The sequence below is a fragment of the Legionella steelei genome, assembly GCF_001468005.1.
Lineage (GTDB): Bacteria > Pseudomonadota > Gammaproteobacteria > Legionellales > Legionellaceae > Legionella > Legionella steelei.
The window spans coordinates 165,068-180,831 of record NZ_LNYY01000019.1 but is presented as its reverse complement, the minus strand read 5'-3'; the positions used below and the strand labels follow the sequence as shown (position 1 = coordinate 180,831).

Here is a 15,764-nt window from a genome sequence, read left to right as displayed (position 1 = left end):
TTTGCTGCCTTTTTAAGGTTTTTATTTTCCAAACAAACACTCCACCCATCATTGTTTCCTTTGCATTTATTGCTATTTCAATTAGTATTAAAGTTAATGTATGCTAGGACTTTAACATTTGCCACTCTCGATCCTGAGCTTACAATAGAATTGCCGCCATCTATCATTGCGACTACAGGAATGGATGTTTGTCTTATAATCTAGAAGCCTGTTGTGTTTTAATCACTAAGAGCCCATCAATGAGAACTAGATTATTTAAGTTGTTAAAATCACTAATTAAGCTTGTCTGCTTAGGCCTTATAATTTTGCTCGGGATAAGGATGTTTAATTCGCAACGTGGTCCCGCCTTGGAGCTATGGCATACTTATGTCCCCCAAGAAAAACATGCCAAAGAACTTGATAAACTGGATTGGGCACAATACATAGAAATAGAAAATACTCTTTTTGACGCCGTACGAACCGAAGTCACTGAAAAACTAAATAGTAAAGTGCGTGTTCCAGTTAATCGATATTTCTCGGGAAGCCCTGTTTACCCTGAAAAATTTTCCACTGATTGGAATCGCTCTTATATACTTGAACCCCAAAGTCCCGCAGTTGGAGCGGTTGTATTCTTACATGGCCTGACTGACTCTCCTTATAGCCTGCGTCATATTGCCAGACGCTATGTTGCTCATGGTTATGTTGCCATCGCGATTAGGCTGCCTGCTCATGGCACAGTGCCTGCCGCCTTAACCGATGTCAAATGGGAAGATTGGTTAGCAGCAACCAAACTCGCCGTACGTGAAGCCCGAAGACGCATAGGACCATCAAAACCCCTTCATCTCGTAGGTTTTTCTAATGGTGGCGCACTCGCATTAAAATATGCGCTTGATTCTCTTGAAAATAAACAATTAACACGACCAGATAGGATTATCCTAATTTCACCCATGATAGGCGTCACCCGCTTCGCGCGTTTCGCAGGATTTGCTGCGCTACCGGCCATTTTACCGCCATTTGCAAAAGCCGCTTGGATCAGTATAGTTCCTGAATTTAATCCATTTAAATACAATTCTTTTCCAGTGAATGGAGCAAGTCAGTCTCATCGTTTAACTACGGCATTACAACAACAAATAGTGCGCCTTGCCAATGAAGATCAACTAATTAAACTACCACCTGTATTGACGTTCCAATCAGTAATGGATTTTACAGTGAGCACACGTGCAATAATTAGTGCTTTTTATGACAATCTTCCTGCAAATGGTAGTGAACTCGTATTATTTGATTTGAATCGAGCGGCTAAATTAGGTCTTTTATTACGTCCTTCCGCAGATACTGCGGTAGCGCGGCTTTTAAGTGAACCTCCGCGAAAATTTCGCACCGTAATCATCACCAATGCAAATGTTGACAGTATCGATGTTGTCGAACGCGTCACTGAAGCTGGAGCAGTAAATGAGCATATTTCCCCTCTAGGATTGGCTTACCCACGCGATGTTTACTCCTTGTCACATGTAGCCATACCCTTTCCAGTAAATGATAGCCTCTATGGTCTGTTCCCAGATTCAAAAAAATATGGCATTCAATTAGGAGCCACTGCGTCGCGTGGTGAACGTCAGGTACTCATCATGAGTTTGGATGCAATACTGCGCCTATCATCCAACCCATTTTATCCCTACATGATAAAGCGAATAGAAGAACATATTCCTGCAACTACCCAATAAGCAAACTTAACCTTTCTCATAAATTTTTTAATCAAGCCAACAATTGCAGTTAATATACCGCCACTTACTAGACCTGTTCCTGCGTTACCGTTAGCTATATTCGCTATAAAATGCCACCTCACTCATAAAAAGCCTTTTCTCTTTAAAGTTTCCCTTATGAATGTTTTTCTTACGGTAAGCATCAAAAAACTGAAGAGGCTTACAAATAATTTGTGGTGCTTGGTAAGTATTATTTCCTCGATATTCATTATAATTTGGATTGATTTCACGAAGAGCATCATCCAATAATTTGCTGGCATCGTCCAAGTTGGAGATTTCAGCAGATAAGGCGTAAATTAATTTATTCTCTGATTTGCAATCGAGATACACTGCAAAATCCGGAATTAACAGATTTGTTTTTTGGGCAAGACATTCAACCACAAATTTAATTTTTGAAATAATTATTTTTTCTGAAATAAGAGAAATTTGCTCTTTAGCGCGAGCGATAAATTTAAAGGTAAGTGGTTTCACTGAAGTAATTTCAATAATGTCTTCCATCGCATAGTTAATTAAACCTGCGACTGTGGTCACAAAAACCAGATAACGTTTGCCTTGTTTTAATTCATGCAAGTGCAGAAAAGAGGAGTGATTCGCATCTTCTTTAAACTGATAAAATATATCAAAGGGATTAAAAACAAGCCCCGGCCAGTGGCTATGCAGGGTATGCCCAAAAAATCCCTCGACCGCAGAATAATGTTCCATTAATATCAATTCCTTATTGTTATTATTACCCATCCAGCTTTTTTTAAGATACTCGATTTGTGACAGGGATAAAAAATTTCCTCCATACACACAAATCGATAAGTTTTTCCATAATTGTTGCAGATAATCAACATTGAAATAGGCCAACGCTTTTTCAGTAAATAACTGAATAATTGCAGGAAAACCTAACATGGTACGAATATCCTGATCTCTAATTTCTTCAAGAATACGAGACATTCTCACTTGCGTATCGGTAATTGATGATGTTTTTGTTGACGGGTAGAGCAGATCTTTAAATAACCAGGAGCGTTTTGAGTTCATATAACCAGATATAAAACCAACAGGTAACGACGCCGGTGAATCATAGATATGAGACAATGCACTTAAATAAAGAGCCTTTCCCTCAAATAACTCATGGGGATTTTTAAGTTCATTCGATAAACTGGCGTATAAACTCAAACCGATGCGCATAAAATTTTTAACTAAACTTTGAGTAATTGGAATATATTTAGGCCCTCCACTCGTGCCTGAAGTTAAGGAAATTGCCTTAATCTCATCCCAACTAAAAAAACCTTTTTTCCCTTCTTGGTATATTTTTTCAAATTCAGATCGTAATGCTTCATAATCATATACAGGAAGTTGTCGAGCATCCTCTAGTGTTTTTAATTGAAATAATCCACTTTGTTGTCCAAACTCTGTTTTACCATTAGTTTTAATAATTTTTTGCAAAGCAGCTTGTTGATAGGGATAAGGATTATAGGCACTTTCTTCAATTTTTTTGGCCATATGCTGAATAAAGGGTATACCTATTGTTCTGCGAATCACATGACGTATCATATTAAGACTCCCCAGTTTTTAACTGTTCGAACCGCAGAATGATTAATACGCTACCATAAGGCACGATCAGAAATAGAATATCCCCCATCAATAGGGATCATGGCACCTGTTATAAAGTCTGCGTTAGAGGAAGAAAGGAAAACCGCTAAAGGTCCGATATCCTGAGGTTGTCCCCATCGACCCAAGGGAGTCCTTTTACGAATTTCATCTCCTCTACTGGTTTCTGGAAGCGAACCATTAATAGCCGTTTCAAACCAACCAGGCAAAATCGCATTGACTTGAATATTCCAGGGTCCCAGTTCTGCAGCCAAAGCACGAGTTAAGCCCAGTATTGCCGTTTTGGTTGTTGTATAACCAATAGAATGAGGATGGCCAAAAAGAGAATACATTGAGCCAACATTGATAATTTTCCCTTTGCATTGTGTTTTCATCATCCGAGCAGCATTTTGTGAACAAAGAAAAACAGAGCTTAAATTATTGCTGATTAAGTGTTCCCAACTTTCACGTGACAACTCCGTAAGTTCTTGATCTTCGTAAATGCCCGCATTGTTAATGAGTATATCCAGTCTGGAAAAATGATTTTTTATCATCTTAAAACCATTATGAATACTCTCTTCAGATGCCACATCCACTTGAAACGGGGTTAAATCATAAGTTTGGGCTTGATTCAGTTTTTCTTGATCGCGTCCCCAAACAATGACAGCAGCCCCTGCTTCTCTTAATGCAACAGCCATAGCAAGACCAAGACCTCCATTACCACCTGTCACTAAAGCAACACAATTATTTAAAGGTTTTTCTATTTTCATAGTAATGATGCACCTTTCTAATGGCATTAAAAAAATCAGTAATATCTTCAGGAGTCAATGTTGGTGAAAGAGCAATATCAATGTATGAACTGATATGTTTAAAACTTGCTTGATAAAGACGAGTTATTTCTTCTTTATTTTTAGTTGGAAATAAATAAGCCCAATCCCAGAATCGGCGAACATTGATCTTATGCGGAGATCCCAATGCTTTAGTATCTACTCCTTCGGCACTAAGTGCATCTGCAAACCAGCAACAATCATCAACGCTGCCGTTCACTTGGAGAAGAAGATTATCACCTATAGGACATGCCGCCGCATGCCAGGGAGCTCGTGGCTTTAAATAGCTCAAATCCTCAATTCCCTCAAGAACATAAGCGTAATTGCGAGAAAGTATGTTAAGCCTTCCATCCAATTTTTTGAGTTGACTGAGTCCCAGCGCACCATGAAGCTCATCGAGGCGAAAATTCATTATTGGAAGCAAGGCAACATCAATCTCAGGCCGATGTGTACAATGTTTCTCGTAAAGACACTCATAAGCACCTGATAAAACAACGCACTTAATATAAAGCTCTTTGTCGTTGGTAAGGATGAATCCGCCCTCTCCTGTATTTAAGGACTTATCAGATTGGGTGCTAAACGCACCGGCTAACCCATAAGTTCCTAAAAATTTTCCCATTAGTTTGGAACCCAGAGAAGGAACTGCATCTTCTATAATTGGCACATTATATTTTGCCGCAATTTCTTTAATTTGTGGAAGAGGCGCAGGAAATCCGCGCATATGTACAACCACAAGCGCTTTCATCGATTGGATCTTTTTCTCAAGATCAGCCAAATCCATGTGAAGATTAGAATCCACCTCAATTAATAGAGGCTTTAACCTGGCTTGAATAATGGCACTGGGAGTCGCAGTAAAAGAATATGTCGGACAACCAACCAATGAGTTGTCTGGCAAACCAAGCGCCATCAGTGGAAGTGAGATTGCTGCAGTCCCCGAACTGACGGCAAGTGCATACTCTGTATTAAAAAATTTTTTAAGCTCATTTTCGAATTGCCCTACTTTGGTTTCTTCCAACCGCCGATTATCATAACGAAATAACCTTTTGCTTTTCATCACCTCGATTAAAGACTCACCATCCTCATCATCAAGAATAACATTTCCTTTATCATAAGTAGGCCAGGGTTTGTTGCGAACGGGTTGGCCCCCTTCTATTGCCAATTTGTCAAAAGAAAAAATATTGCTTTTCATGCTAGCTACTCTCATTTCATTTAATCTCTGATTTTATGGTGTCCCTTTTCCTAAACCACATCCGAAACTTGCATAAAGCTTTATAACCCAAAATAAGTCTTATCATTGCCAAGACAATAAAGCCCTTTACCATTTGGAATTTAGTGCCTGTTCTTATCCAGAAATCGCACACCTCACCTTTTGTTTCTACAAATAATTTTTCGTAGAAAACTACTTTGGGAAGTGGCAAGCCAAAGTAATTATTTACATTTTTGCCATGCGTCCCAAAAATGATTGAACCTCGACGTAAACGAAGTACATCTAGAGTCATGAGTAAAAATAGCAATAGTATCCAACTTGCACGCCGAGAACGTTCTTCTATCCAAAGACAACTAATCTCAATTGGTTGTCTTTTATCAAATCCTTGCTCTTGATAGATCTGTTTTAATTGAGTTGGGTTTAAGGGAAGAAAAGTGCGATAATGAGGCCCTGAGTTAATACAAAAACCTCCAATCATGCATTCTTCTGAATCGCGAAAAAAAATTCGAACTTTGGAGCATTTAAAATATTCTAAATCAGTACGATTGTGAGCCAGTGCAGCATAATGTTTTTGATAAATCTTTAGTAGATTTTCGCCTTCGATTAATTTTGTTTTTATCATAAAAATCTTTAGCAACACAGTGTTTTTTGATTATAGTACAAAATTTATACATTTCTACAATGCAGGGCATGTGACATTGAATGACGAAACTTATAACATCGAGCGAAATATCGCGACAGGGAATCATTGCTGACCTGATTTCAGCGTGGGCGGCACAGCAAAAGCCCATAACTGGGTCAACACAGATCTACTCCCCGAAATTAAAGTCACCACTGACGCCATGGCAAGATTGATACAGCTCGTTCAAGATGGCTACGTAAAAATCACGGAATAGGATCAAAAAAAACGTGGCCTGGTTGCAAGCAATCAGGCTACTACTTAGAAACCCCCAATTAGCCATGTACATTGTAATCAAACCAATTTAAGATTAACTATCTAAATGATAAGGGAAATCAAAACAAGGAATTCGCGCAATACTCGGCATGCTATTAAGCTGCGATAATCCACCCTACTTCGTATTAACATGAGCGTGCATTTAAGAAAGCAGAAAAGGAGTTCATCAATGGAAAATAATCGCCCATGGCATCCATGGACTGCTCGATTCGCTGTTGGAATTATCATACTTCTTCTAACATTTATCGGACTAATTTTAACCAATATAAAAGCTGCAAGCGCGTGGCGGTTCTGGCAAATAACTACGGTCATCATTGCTCTACTTGCTTTGGGATTAAGTTTTTATCTTAAACATCTGCAGAAAACCCCATCCCAAGTTCTCCTTTGGCATGAACTTTTACATTGGTTGGGACTAATTGGTTCAGTTTATATCACCTCGATGTATGTGCGCATAGGAATCATAAGCCCATTTATCGGAACATTAGGTGTACTTACACTACTTGCGCAAGCCATTTTTTTAGCGGGCATCTATATTGAGTCTACATTCCTTTTTATAGGGGTCGCACTCGGTTTATTCGCAATAAGTGTTGCCTGGATGGAAACGCATATATTCCTTTTAGCTATTCCTATTTTAATTATTGCCATTGTAGCTATAGTCTATTTTGCACGGCGTAAACAGGAGTAATTCCTGGAAGTTTATCCACAGGTGTAGGTCGGGCCATGCTAAATTGTAGCCTGGATGCAGCAAAGCGGAACCTGGGGTGCACTGCGTGATTTTTTTATCTGCAACCCGGAGTTACTGCTTTGCCTACACCCAGGATACTTTGACTACCAGCAAAAACTAAGAATCACTTGGTAGGAACTAAACCAAAATCCATTAACTTTGCCGTATTATTAATTTCAATATTTTTTTCCGCAAAAGTTGAGAAATAATAATCGCTATTGAGAAAAAAAGACTAATCGCAAAAGCAATCAGCCAATATTTTCGATCAAGATAAGATATTTCATAAAATATTTTAATCCCTCTGACCACAATAGAATTAATATCGGTGAGAATCAGCAAAGAATACAAGGCGATGAGCCCACAAGCATATAAAACGTATAACTTTAAATTTTTTTCTTTTTTATGAACAGTAACAGCCAGAAAATTAACAGTAGTTACTATGACCATGATCGAAAGCATGACCATTTGCAAATCTTCCATTGTGTAACCCGCATACTGCTCCGTAATATACTGGCCTATATAAGAAGCTATCGCGATTAATAATGCAGAAATCAGGACAAATGAAAATAACTCCATTGTAAAATTTTTTAATCGATTAACATTGGCGTTTTTTAAAGCAATGATAAACGATGGTAAGCCAATAGAAAAAACATTAATTAATGCAACTCGCCGTGGTGTTAGTGGAAAATCATAAAAAGTAAAAAAAGACATGAGCGTAGTAAAAATAACTAAAAAAGTCTTGGTTAGAAAAAGCTTTGCTACGGCATTAATCGTATTAACGATCTTATTGCCCTCATCAAAAATTTTAGGAAGAAGACTGAATTTGTTTTTTAATAAAACGATGTCGGCCACTTCTTTTGTAATACTGCTTCCTTCCTCCATAGCAATCCCTATGTCTGCTTCTTTTATTGCTGGCAGGTCGTTCACTCCATCGCCAATCATGGCCGTGAAGATCTTGTTTTTTCTAAATAATTGAATAATTCTTAGTTTATGTTGCGGCTTCAAACGAGAAAATATTTCTTTGTCTTTAATTATTTTTGACAACTGTTCGTCGTTCATCTCATCAATTTCACTGCCGGATATCAAATCACTATCCTGGACTTTCCAACCTATCTCATGGGCAACGGCTTGTATTGCAGAAGCATTGTCACCTGACAATATTTTAATCTGTATATTATTTTTTTTGAAAAGATTGATCGCATCCATTACATCCTCTCTCACTTGATCCATGATAGAGATGATACAGATAGGTTCAATTTGCATGGAGTTCATATTTTCTGAAAGAGACTCCAGAGAAAGATTAGATTTTTCGATGCCAAATATCATGTTTCGAAAAACGCTCAATTGTTCCTTTTGAAATAGCACATCAATATGCTTTTTTTCGGAATCATCAATTTTATCTAATAGCACATCATAACCACCCAGAACAAAAGTTACTTTTTTATTATGTAAATGTAAATTTTCATCATGAATGATTAACTGTAACAAACTGAATTTATTTTCAGAGCTAAAAGGGATCTCTCCGGTGATAATGGCATTGGATGCATTAAATCGCTCCAGAGTTCTCAAAGTCGCATTTTTATCTAGTGAAAAATGTGCATAGGTCCCTAAAATTTGTTTTGTCTCCTCTATTGAATAATCATTAGTTAACGAAGTGATTTTGTGTACTGATAGCTTATTTTGGGTAAGTGTTCCTGTTTTATCGGTGCAAACGACTTTAATATTGGAAAAAGCTTCAATGGCATTAAGCTTTTGTATAATCGCGCCAATTTTGCTAATTCGATAAATTCCTAGCGCAAATGTGACCGAAGCCATCAAAATAAGTCCTTGAGGAACTAGCGAAAGCATAATAGTGGCTATTTTTCTAATCAGCTCTACCCGACTTAATTCGGTTTGACTCAATGTCATTTCTAGAAGGATTAATACCAACGCTATTAAAAATAAAGCTTTTACAATAAAGTTTAAACGTTTTTGCAAAGGGGAAACATTCAGTTTAAATTTTTTGGCCAGCTTTGTAATTTCCTGTGCTTGACATTCATCGCCAACCTTTAATGCTTTATAGACTGCTCGGCCTGAAAGGCAATAACTTCCAGACATTAATTCATCATTTATTTTTTTATTAATCGGGGTGGATTCTCCCGTTAATAAAGACTCATCGATTTCTAGTTTCGTAGATTCTATTACGACGCCATCAACCACCACCGGATCACCGCGTTCTAGTAGAATGAAATCATCAATAACTACTTCAGACTGTTCAATGGATTGCTCAGTTCCATCCCTGATAACTTTTATTTCACGCTTCAATAATAAATTAACTTTGTCTAAAGCTTTTTTAGCTTTTATTTCTTCAAATATAGCAATGAATGTATTAATAATGACAATAAAAGATACACCAATAATATCAAAAAATAATCTCTCATCATTTTCTATAAAGAAGAACGTTGTTAAAAAAATAATAATTGCAAATATGACTATATTAAAAACCGAAAAAATATTCTCAATAAATATTTCAGTGATTTTTTTAGTTTTTGTCGTAGTAGGTACGTTTTGTTTACCTTGTTTTATTCGCTCTTCTACTTCATGAGCTAACAATCCTCTTATCATCTCTTTAAATCCTTGGGGTAAATTCTTACTTTGAGAATTTTCGAAGCTCTTGCCTTCTCTATTTCCGCATCAAATTCAGGAAATTCAAAACGCTCTCCTTCTTTAGGAACATACCCTAGGCGCTGGAAAAATAACCCATTCAAAACGTCGATGTCATCTTCAACATCAATCTCTCGACCAAGTGCTTGTTCCAAAGAATATATTGAGCAATTCCCTGACACAGAGAGGCTTCCATCCTTATTTAATACCCAATCCACTTTAGTTCGATGAAACTCATCTTTAATTCGTCCAATAAGCACCTGCAATAAATTATCCAATGTAACAAATCCCAAAATGGTATTCTTGCCACTATAAATAAGTGCAAAATGAGGCATCCCTTCACGAAACTGGCGCAATAGGTCTAAAGCAGGAACACGGCGTGAAACTTTTAGAACGGGTCTAATAAGTGGCATTAAGTTTTCTATTTCGGATTTTCGATAAATGATGGGAAGAATATCTTTTACATGAATAATCCCAATAATATCTTTTTTATCAGGGTCATATACTGGATAACGACTGTAACGATGCTCCAAGATGATATCCATCATCTCACTGATTGGTTGACTTAAATTAATCGTGACCATTTCTTCGCTAAAACGCATCACTTCTGTGACTTTTAGATCGGCAAAATCAAGAGTATGCTCGATGATATCAACCTCTTCCTCAGTCAGCTCACCATGAAGATGGCTTGCATTTAAAAGCAGCTTTATTTCTGCTGTCGAATAAAAATACTCACCTTGGTGGACAGCATCTAATTTAAATAGTTTTAACAAAAAATTAGAGCACGTATTGAGAGCCCAAATTGCTGGATACATAAGCCAATAAAAAACATACAAGGGCAAGGCAGTCCATACTGATACTCGTTCTGACTGACGAATAGCCAGCGATTTAGGCATGAGTTCACCAACAACTATATGAAGAAAAGAGATAAACGAAAATGCGACAAAAAAAGCAATTACTGTCGTCAGTTGCGGCGAGTTAACACCAACAAGGACTAAAAGTGGTTCTATTAAATAAGCAAAAGCAGGCTCTCCAATCCAACCGAGTCCAAGAGAGGCGAAGGTAATACCTAACTGACATGCTGATAAATATGCATCAAGATGTTGATGCACGTGGAATAAAATTTTTCCTCGTAAACCATAAATATTTTTAATAGCCTCTACGCGAGTTGCTCTAAGCTTTACCATGCCGAATTCAGCTGCCACAAAAAAAGCGTTCAGTAAAACCAATATCAAAGCGAGCAAGATCAGTAAAAAATTAATCACTTAACTGTCCTTTAAATTTAATCTGAATGAACATGGTTTCACTGTCTACACTTATTCATAAACACCTTGGCTGATGGTACACCAACAACTGCTAATACGCCAAATTCAGCGGAGGATGGGCTGATAGGCTCCTCATATTATAAAAGAGAAATAGAAGTAGTAAATCTCAATGGACAGAAAATATTTATAATAAAATCAATTGGTTGTGCTTTTATTTACAATTTTGACCTGTGCCTTCATTGCCTCTCTAAGCTTTTGTACAAGAGTATCTACTGTTTCAGAACCATGTACTCTCATTGTATATATTATGATAACAGCATCATGTGGCCCGCAAACAACATATATATATGCTACATCAAGCTTATCTCCTTGCGCAGAATAGCGTTTAACAATACGATAACCTTCGCGGTATCCAGAATTGTCTTTCTTGCCATTTTCTAAGACAGTAACCTCCGTTTCTTTTTTCATTGTATTAGTGACACTATCCAAGGTTAAAGTAATAGGATCAAATGATGGATTAAGGAGGTTTTCGTCAGGTTGGTCTGAGTTAAAAGTTGTTGAAGAAAGCGTAATAAATGTGAAGTTACCATGAAAAAATATGAAGGGTTGATTAGGATTGCTAGAGTCCTTTTGTTCTTTTTCTCTTTTTAAATCATTAGGCAAGGTCACAACTAAACTAATGTGATTATCTCCATTGAGGGGAAATGTTAATTGATGCTCCGAATCCGTATCCGCTGTATTATGCAAAAAACTTGGAGTTGTCTTGACTAAAGACTCAACACCTTCACTAAATAAGCTAGCACTAAACAATAATGCCCCTAAAAATAATCCATAATGCAGCCTAAACATAACCATTAAGTCACCATCTAGCCAGCTTAATAACATTTTAAGTATAGTTAATAACCGGGTGAAGTACTTCTTATTACAAAAAAATAATGAATGCTATGTTGCCAGTGAATCTCAAGCAAGCATACAGATTAAGCCTGCACTACGCATGCTTCAAAATCCTTCTTAAAGCCACCTGAATAAGGTCAAATTTTAACCCAAAAGCTATAATTAACATATAGTCTGCTTGGAAATGGAGTCTCAAAATGCCTGAACTACATGAAATTATTGATGGAGATGACATCACTGCGCATTACCTGGATGAAGACATAACGAGAGATTATCAAGAAAGAATGAATGAAACATTTAAAATATTTCGTTACAACCATGAAGTATATGCAGTTCGTTATGATGAAACCGATCCGATTGATTCTATTTCGATGTGGAGAAGCCACAAAGGAGAGAATATTAGTACACCCAAAGACAAAATTGGACAAGGAGAAGAAGGAACTGTATACGGAAAAACACCCGATAAAGCGATGAAAGTATCTAAAGGAGGAGGAAGAAAACAAAGACATGCCACAGAAACTAATTTGGAAATTTTAAGGCAACAATTTGTGCTTAACGAAAAAGATATTGAACAACACTTCGTTTTAGGATTATGGAATATTAAATCACCAGAAAACGTATATTTTTATATGCCTAAAGTTGAATCAGCAAATTTTAACAGAAACAATGATAAACCTAAGGTTGAAAAATTTATTCTCGCCCTTAAGGAGATGAATGATTTAGGTTACTGGCATAGGGATTTAGCTAATAATCCCTTCCATTACAGCCTTCAAAATTTATTTGTAACAACAGAAGATATAAAAACCATTGATATGGATGCTGGTTTTGCTTATAACGATGGTGATTATGATAGCCGTCGAGTTGTGTTTGGTAGAGATCAGTGGATATATGTATATAACCGCATCTATCCCCCGCATGATGATTTTGATGAAATAGTTCATTGGGAACATTTAGTCGATCGTTGGTACGATGAACATGAAGGACAATGTTTATCAGATCACCCAGAAGAACTACTTAAAATGTATGAGAATGGCGAACTGTCATTGCCAAAAAAAATTGTCAACGATCTACATAAGGATTTCGCAAGCCAAGGTGTTCATGAGTATTTATCAGGAAAGGTAAAGGAAAGAAAACATGCTCGAGAAGTTAGTGCTTATCATTTTTTTACTAGCCCCAAACATCAAGAGGCATATGAAGGCTTAAAAGGCGACGCTCTAAAAAGAACGATTCTTAATGAGCTTAAAGTATCTTTGTCGGATATTACAATGAAAGATGCATTGAAGAAAAAGAAAGCTGCTTTTTTAAAATCCCCTGAAATGGAAATTCTCGATAGACCTCAAGGAAAACCAACAAAAGTCTTAGGATTAAAAACAGATTCTCACAAAGCAGTTGATAAAATATTTAAAGAAGCGGAAAAACGAATAGATAATCCGGGATTAAAGATGTAAGAAAATATAGTAAAACCTGGTTACGCACTGATGCTACGAATATGAAGTACGTTGGGGATTATTGCTGCCCCAACTTACCTATCTAAAACCTTAATAATAGGCCACTATTCGCGCCCTAAAATTCTGTTGATGATAGCAGTAGCTTGATTGTCACAAAGTATGGCATTGGTTTCGGGCACAATCACACAACCTATATTGTGACAAACTTGCTGAGAATCCAAGGCATCGAGGCACAATTTTACTCCGTTCTGAATCAAAGAGATTGTCTGAGTCAAATTCTGGTCATGCTCATGGTTCGTCACTCCTTTATATTGATCTACTAATTCAGCTAATCCTTTTAATGTTTTTTGACGGGCAGTTTGATGTTGTGCTCGTAGTTTACATAGATCTTTTGCTAAATCATGAGTTTCATTATCCGTCATCACCTCATTTGTATCTGCAATACATTGATCAAGACTTAAACGAATTTGATCATTATCAGCAGGAATAATTGGATTATTGGAGCCATTGTAAGAGTTATTGTCTGCGAAAACCGTGGTTGTTACAATTAAAAGAACACTTGCGGCTAATGCTGTGATGCTCATAATAGTCCTTGATTATATTGATTCCAATGTTGATATTATTTAAATGATAGACTGGAAATATTTTTTTGGCTCATATAAATGATGTGTGAGCATTCACCTCCCTCCTACTTGCTATACTAAAAATAAATCCGTTATAGCCTTTGTTGGGAATCAAAATGAAAATCGCAGTGATTTTGCTAGGCATGGAATATACTGACATTCCTTTTGGCCACTTACATCAGCTTGATAAAATTGGCATTGCAAATATTATTATATTGCTCAATAAGGATGAATTTAAGAAGGCCCATGCAACCGAGTTTGTGTTATTTGATCATACAAAGCCCCGAACAATTATAGAGCATTATCAGTCTCAAAGTGACCGACTAAGAATCGAGGTGATAGATACCGGATCAGCGACAACAGAGGAAGAAAAATTAGATTTTTACCTGCAACATGCAGATGGACAATATAAACTCAATCTTTTTCTTTGTAAGGAATCAATGCCCTGGGTAAGTGAAGAGTTAAGCGCTAAACCACCAGTAATAGAAACTACTGAATATTCATTTATTCCCTTTTTTAAAAGCACAGATCGAAAAAAACTACCTTTATTTCACCCCCCTTGCTCCTCAGAGCATGCGATTAAACTCTTGCAAGATGAGACAAACCCTTGCCTTTGCTATAAAATACATTTTTTCGATCTGTTGCATTATCAATGGTTATTTAATATTTTTGTTGAATTAATCAGCCTTAAAATAAAATTGCATGAGGAGAAAAACGCTGAATTTTTACCTCAGTTGCGTAAGTTAGTTAAAGAATTCAATAAAAATATAATCAATTTGGAAAAGGCCGAGATTGCCTTTGAGAAAACACACAAAAAAGCATATTTCACACTTGATAAGCCCAAAGCAATCACCCTGCACCGACATGCTAAAAATGTGGAAAACAAGATGAAACTCGATGATGATCTACCTAAATTAATAGGTAAACTAATCGAACTCTATGACAAATTAGCATCTCAGGAACATCTTGATCTTTTACATGAGAAGGATGCCCCCCCGCTCAAGTGAGTTTGATAGTGTTCTCTTCCGGAGTTGGCTCACTATAACCCGATAAAATATCCCTTCTTATAGATAAAATATTTTTCATACATTTATCAGAAAGATGCAATTCTTGTTCTAGTAATGAAAGGCCAACGCCCGCTATATTTAAGACCACATCTTTAACTAAAACGGATAAACTGCTGTTTGTATCAAATGCCGACTGAAAGAAGAGGCACGAGTTACTCGTGTACTGATTTAAAACCATCTTGATTGCTTTTTTTAACTCAGCAACTTGTTTACGCAAACTCCCAGAAATACCTAATTCCTTGTGAAAATTCATTAAAGCGACCACCGAAGGTTGCAAAGCAAGTAATAAAACAACATCAACATGACCTTTTTCCAGAGCTAAGCGGATTGCAGAATTATTCCGGACTGCTGAGTCAACTTGTGTATTTTCCAATAGGCATTGAACAATAGTAAAATGTCCTTCTTTTGCTGCATCGCACAAAACATTTTCGATTTGCATTGCATTGCTGTACTTAATTAAATATTTAACTATATGTGCATGTCCACGGCTCACAGCCCAATGCATTATATAATCGGTACTATTTGGGCCAATGTATTTATGTTCAGTAAGGAATCGAATGACATCTAAATTGCCGACTTGAGCTGCTTTAATAGAAATTGCCTTGGCTACGAGACTAGAGTTTAAAGCTTCAGGAGATAGATTGAGTTCTTTAAGCCAACCGTCTACATCTTTTTTTAATTGACTATTTTGAGGTTGGCTTAAACGTTCTGCTAAAGGTAATTCGGCTTTTTCCTGCATTTTCTTCTCCTAACATTAGAGGTTAAATCTTCGAGTGAGAGGTAAAGAAAAATACAAGTCA

Annotated in this window: 13 protein-coding genes; 4 read left to right on the top strand and 9 right to left on the bottom strand. The window is 36.8% G+C overall.

Annotation, left to right across the window (positions count from 1 at the left end; all coding sequences use genetic code 11):
- Positions 1-320 precede the first annotated feature (320 nt).
- A complete protein-coding gene (locus Lste_RS05035; protein WP_237760429.1) occupies positions 321-1,697 on the top strand; it encodes an alpha/beta hydrolase in 1,377 nt (458 codons plus the stop codon).
- Between the two features lie 90 nt (positions 1,698-1,787).
- On the opposite strand, the gene Lste_RS05030 is transcribed toward Lste_RS05035, so the two are convergent.
- Genes Lste_RS05030 through Lste_RS05015 form a run of 4 tightly spaced genes read right to left on the bottom strand, consistent with a single transcriptional unit; the run spans position 1,788 to position 5,967 of the window.
- Complete coding sequence (locus tag Lste_RS05030) at positions 1,788-3,275, bottom strand: GH3 family acyl-acid amido synthetase (protein ID WP_058509983.1); 1,488 nt, start codon at positions 3,273-3,275, stop codon at positions 1,788-1,790.
- A 50-nt stretch (positions 3,276-3,325) separates the two neighbouring features.
- Positions 3,326-4,081: an SDR family NAD(P)-dependent oxidoreductase gene (locus tag Lste_RS05025; RefSeq protein WP_058509982.1), complete on the bottom strand. Its 756-nt coding sequence runs from the start codon at positions 4,079-4,081 to the stop codon at positions 3,326-3,328.
- Positions 4,056-5,327 (bottom strand): DegT/DnrJ/EryC1/StrS family aminotransferase, encoded by a 1,272-nt coding sequence (locus tag Lste_RS05020; RefSeq protein ID WP_058509981.1) that lies wholly within the window; start codon positions 5,325-5,327, stop codon positions 4,056-4,058. Before Lste_RS05020 ends, Lste_RS05025 begins: the two co-directional genes overlap by 26 nt.
- Before the next feature lie 16 nt (positions 5,328-5,343).
- Complete coding sequence (locus tag Lste_RS05015) at positions 5,344-5,967, bottom strand: hypothetical protein (protein WP_058509980.1); 624 nt, start codon at positions 5,965-5,967, stop codon at positions 5,344-5,346.
- A 502-nt stretch (positions 5,968-6,469) separates the two neighbouring features.
- Here Lste_RS05015 and Lste_RS05010 point away from each other — a divergent pair.
- A complete protein-coding gene (locus tag Lste_RS05010; RefSeq protein WP_058509979.1) occupies positions 6,470-6,985 on the top strand; it encodes a hypothetical protein in 516 nt (171 codons plus the stop codon).
- 192 nt (positions 6,986-7,177) lie between these two features.
- Here the strand turns inward: Lste_RS05010 and Lste_RS05005 are convergent, their stop codons facing one another.
- The 3 genes from Lste_RS05005 to Lste_RS04995 form a co-directional block, all read right to left on the bottom strand.
- Positions 7,178-9,616, bottom strand: coding sequence for an HAD-IC family P-type ATPase (locus tag Lste_RS05005; RefSeq protein ID WP_162264130.1), 2,439 nt, complete (start codon positions 9,614-9,616; stop codon positions 7,178-7,180).
- Positions 9,617-9,624: 8 nt separating this feature from the next.
- Entirely contained in the window at positions 9,625-10,932 is a 1,308-nt protein-coding gene (locus tag Lste_RS05000; RefSeq protein WP_058509977.1) for a hemolysin family protein, read from the bottom strand.
- Between the two features lie 195 nt (positions 10,933-11,127).
- On the bottom strand, positions 11,128-11,817 hold the full coding sequence (locus Lste_RS04995; protein WP_058509976.1) for a hypothetical protein: 690 nt from the start codon (positions 11,815-11,817) through the stop codon (positions 11,128-11,130).
- A gap of 206 nt (positions 11,818-12,023) precedes the next feature.
- Here Lste_RS04995 and Lste_RS04990 point away from each other — a divergent pair, with 206 nt between their 5' ends.
- Positions 12,024-13,274: a hypothetical protein gene (locus Lste_RS04990; protein ID WP_058509975.1), complete on the top strand. Its 1,251-nt coding sequence runs from the start codon at positions 12,024-12,026 to the stop codon at positions 13,272-13,274.
- A 104-nt stretch (positions 13,275-13,378) separates the two neighbouring features.
- Here Lste_RS04990 and Lste_RS04985 read toward each other — a convergent pair whose 3' ends face one another.
- A complete protein-coding gene (locus Lste_RS04985) occupies positions 13,379-13,858 on the bottom strand; it encodes a hypothetical protein (RefSeq protein WP_058509974.1) in 480 nt (159 codons plus the stop codon).
- Between the two features lie 155 nt (positions 13,859-14,013).
- On the opposite strand from Lste_RS04985, the gene Lste_RS04980 reads away from it, so the two are divergent.
- Positions 14,014-14,904, top strand: coding sequence for a hypothetical protein (locus tag Lste_RS04980; protein ID WP_058509973.1), 891 nt, complete (start codon positions 14,014-14,016; stop codon positions 14,902-14,904).
- Here the strand turns inward: Lste_RS04980 and Lste_RS04975 are convergent.
- Positions 14,897-15,703: an ankyrin repeat domain-containing protein gene (locus Lste_RS04975; protein WP_058509972.1), complete on the bottom strand. Its 807-nt coding sequence runs from the start codon at positions 15,701-15,703 to the stop codon at positions 14,897-14,899. The genes Lste_RS04980 and Lste_RS04975 overlap by 8 nt on opposite strands.
- Positions 15,704-15,764: the final 61 nt, after the last annotated feature.

Coding starts and splice junctions, on each gene's coding strand:
- Lste_RS05035 (WP_237760429.1), top strand. CDS start 321: ATGTTTAATTCGCAACGTGGTCCCGCCTTGGAGCTATGGCATACTTAT.
- Lste_RS05030 (WP_058509983.1), bottom strand. CDS start 3,275: ATGATACGTCATGTGATTCGCAGAACAATAGGTATACCCTTTATTCAG.
- Lste_RS05025 (WP_058509982.1), bottom strand. CDS start 4,081: ATGAAAATAGAAAAACCTTTAAATAATTGTGTTGCTTTAGTGACAGGT.
- Lste_RS05020 (WP_058509981.1), bottom strand. CDS start 5,327: ATGAAAAGCAATATTTTTTCTTTTGACAAATTGGCAATAGAAGGGGGC.
- Lste_RS05015 (WP_058509980.1), bottom strand. CDS start 5,967: ATGATAAAAACAAAATTAATCGAAGGCGAAAATCTACTAAAGATTTAT.
- Lste_RS05010 (WP_058509979.1), top strand. CDS start 6,470: ATGGAAAATAATCGCCCATGGCATCCATGGACTGCTCGATTCGCTGTT.
- Lste_RS04995 (WP_058509976.1), bottom strand. CDS start 11,817: ATGTTATTAAGCTGGCTAGATGGTGACTTAATGGTTATGTTTAGGCTG.
- Lste_RS04990 (WP_058509975.1), top strand. CDS start 12,024: ATGCCTGAACTACATGAAATTATTGATGGAGATGACATCACTGCGCAT.
- Lste_RS04985 (WP_058509974.1), bottom strand. CDS start 13,858: ATGAGCATCACAGCATTAGCCGCAAGTGTTCTTTTAATTGTAACAACC.
- Lste_RS04980 (WP_058509973.1), top strand. CDS start 14,014: ATGAAAATCGCAGTGATTTTGCTAGGCATGGAATATACTGACATTCCT.
- Lste_RS04975 (WP_058509972.1), bottom strand. CDS start 15,703: ATGCAGGAAAAAGCCGAATTACCTTTAGCAGAACGTTTAAGCCAACCT.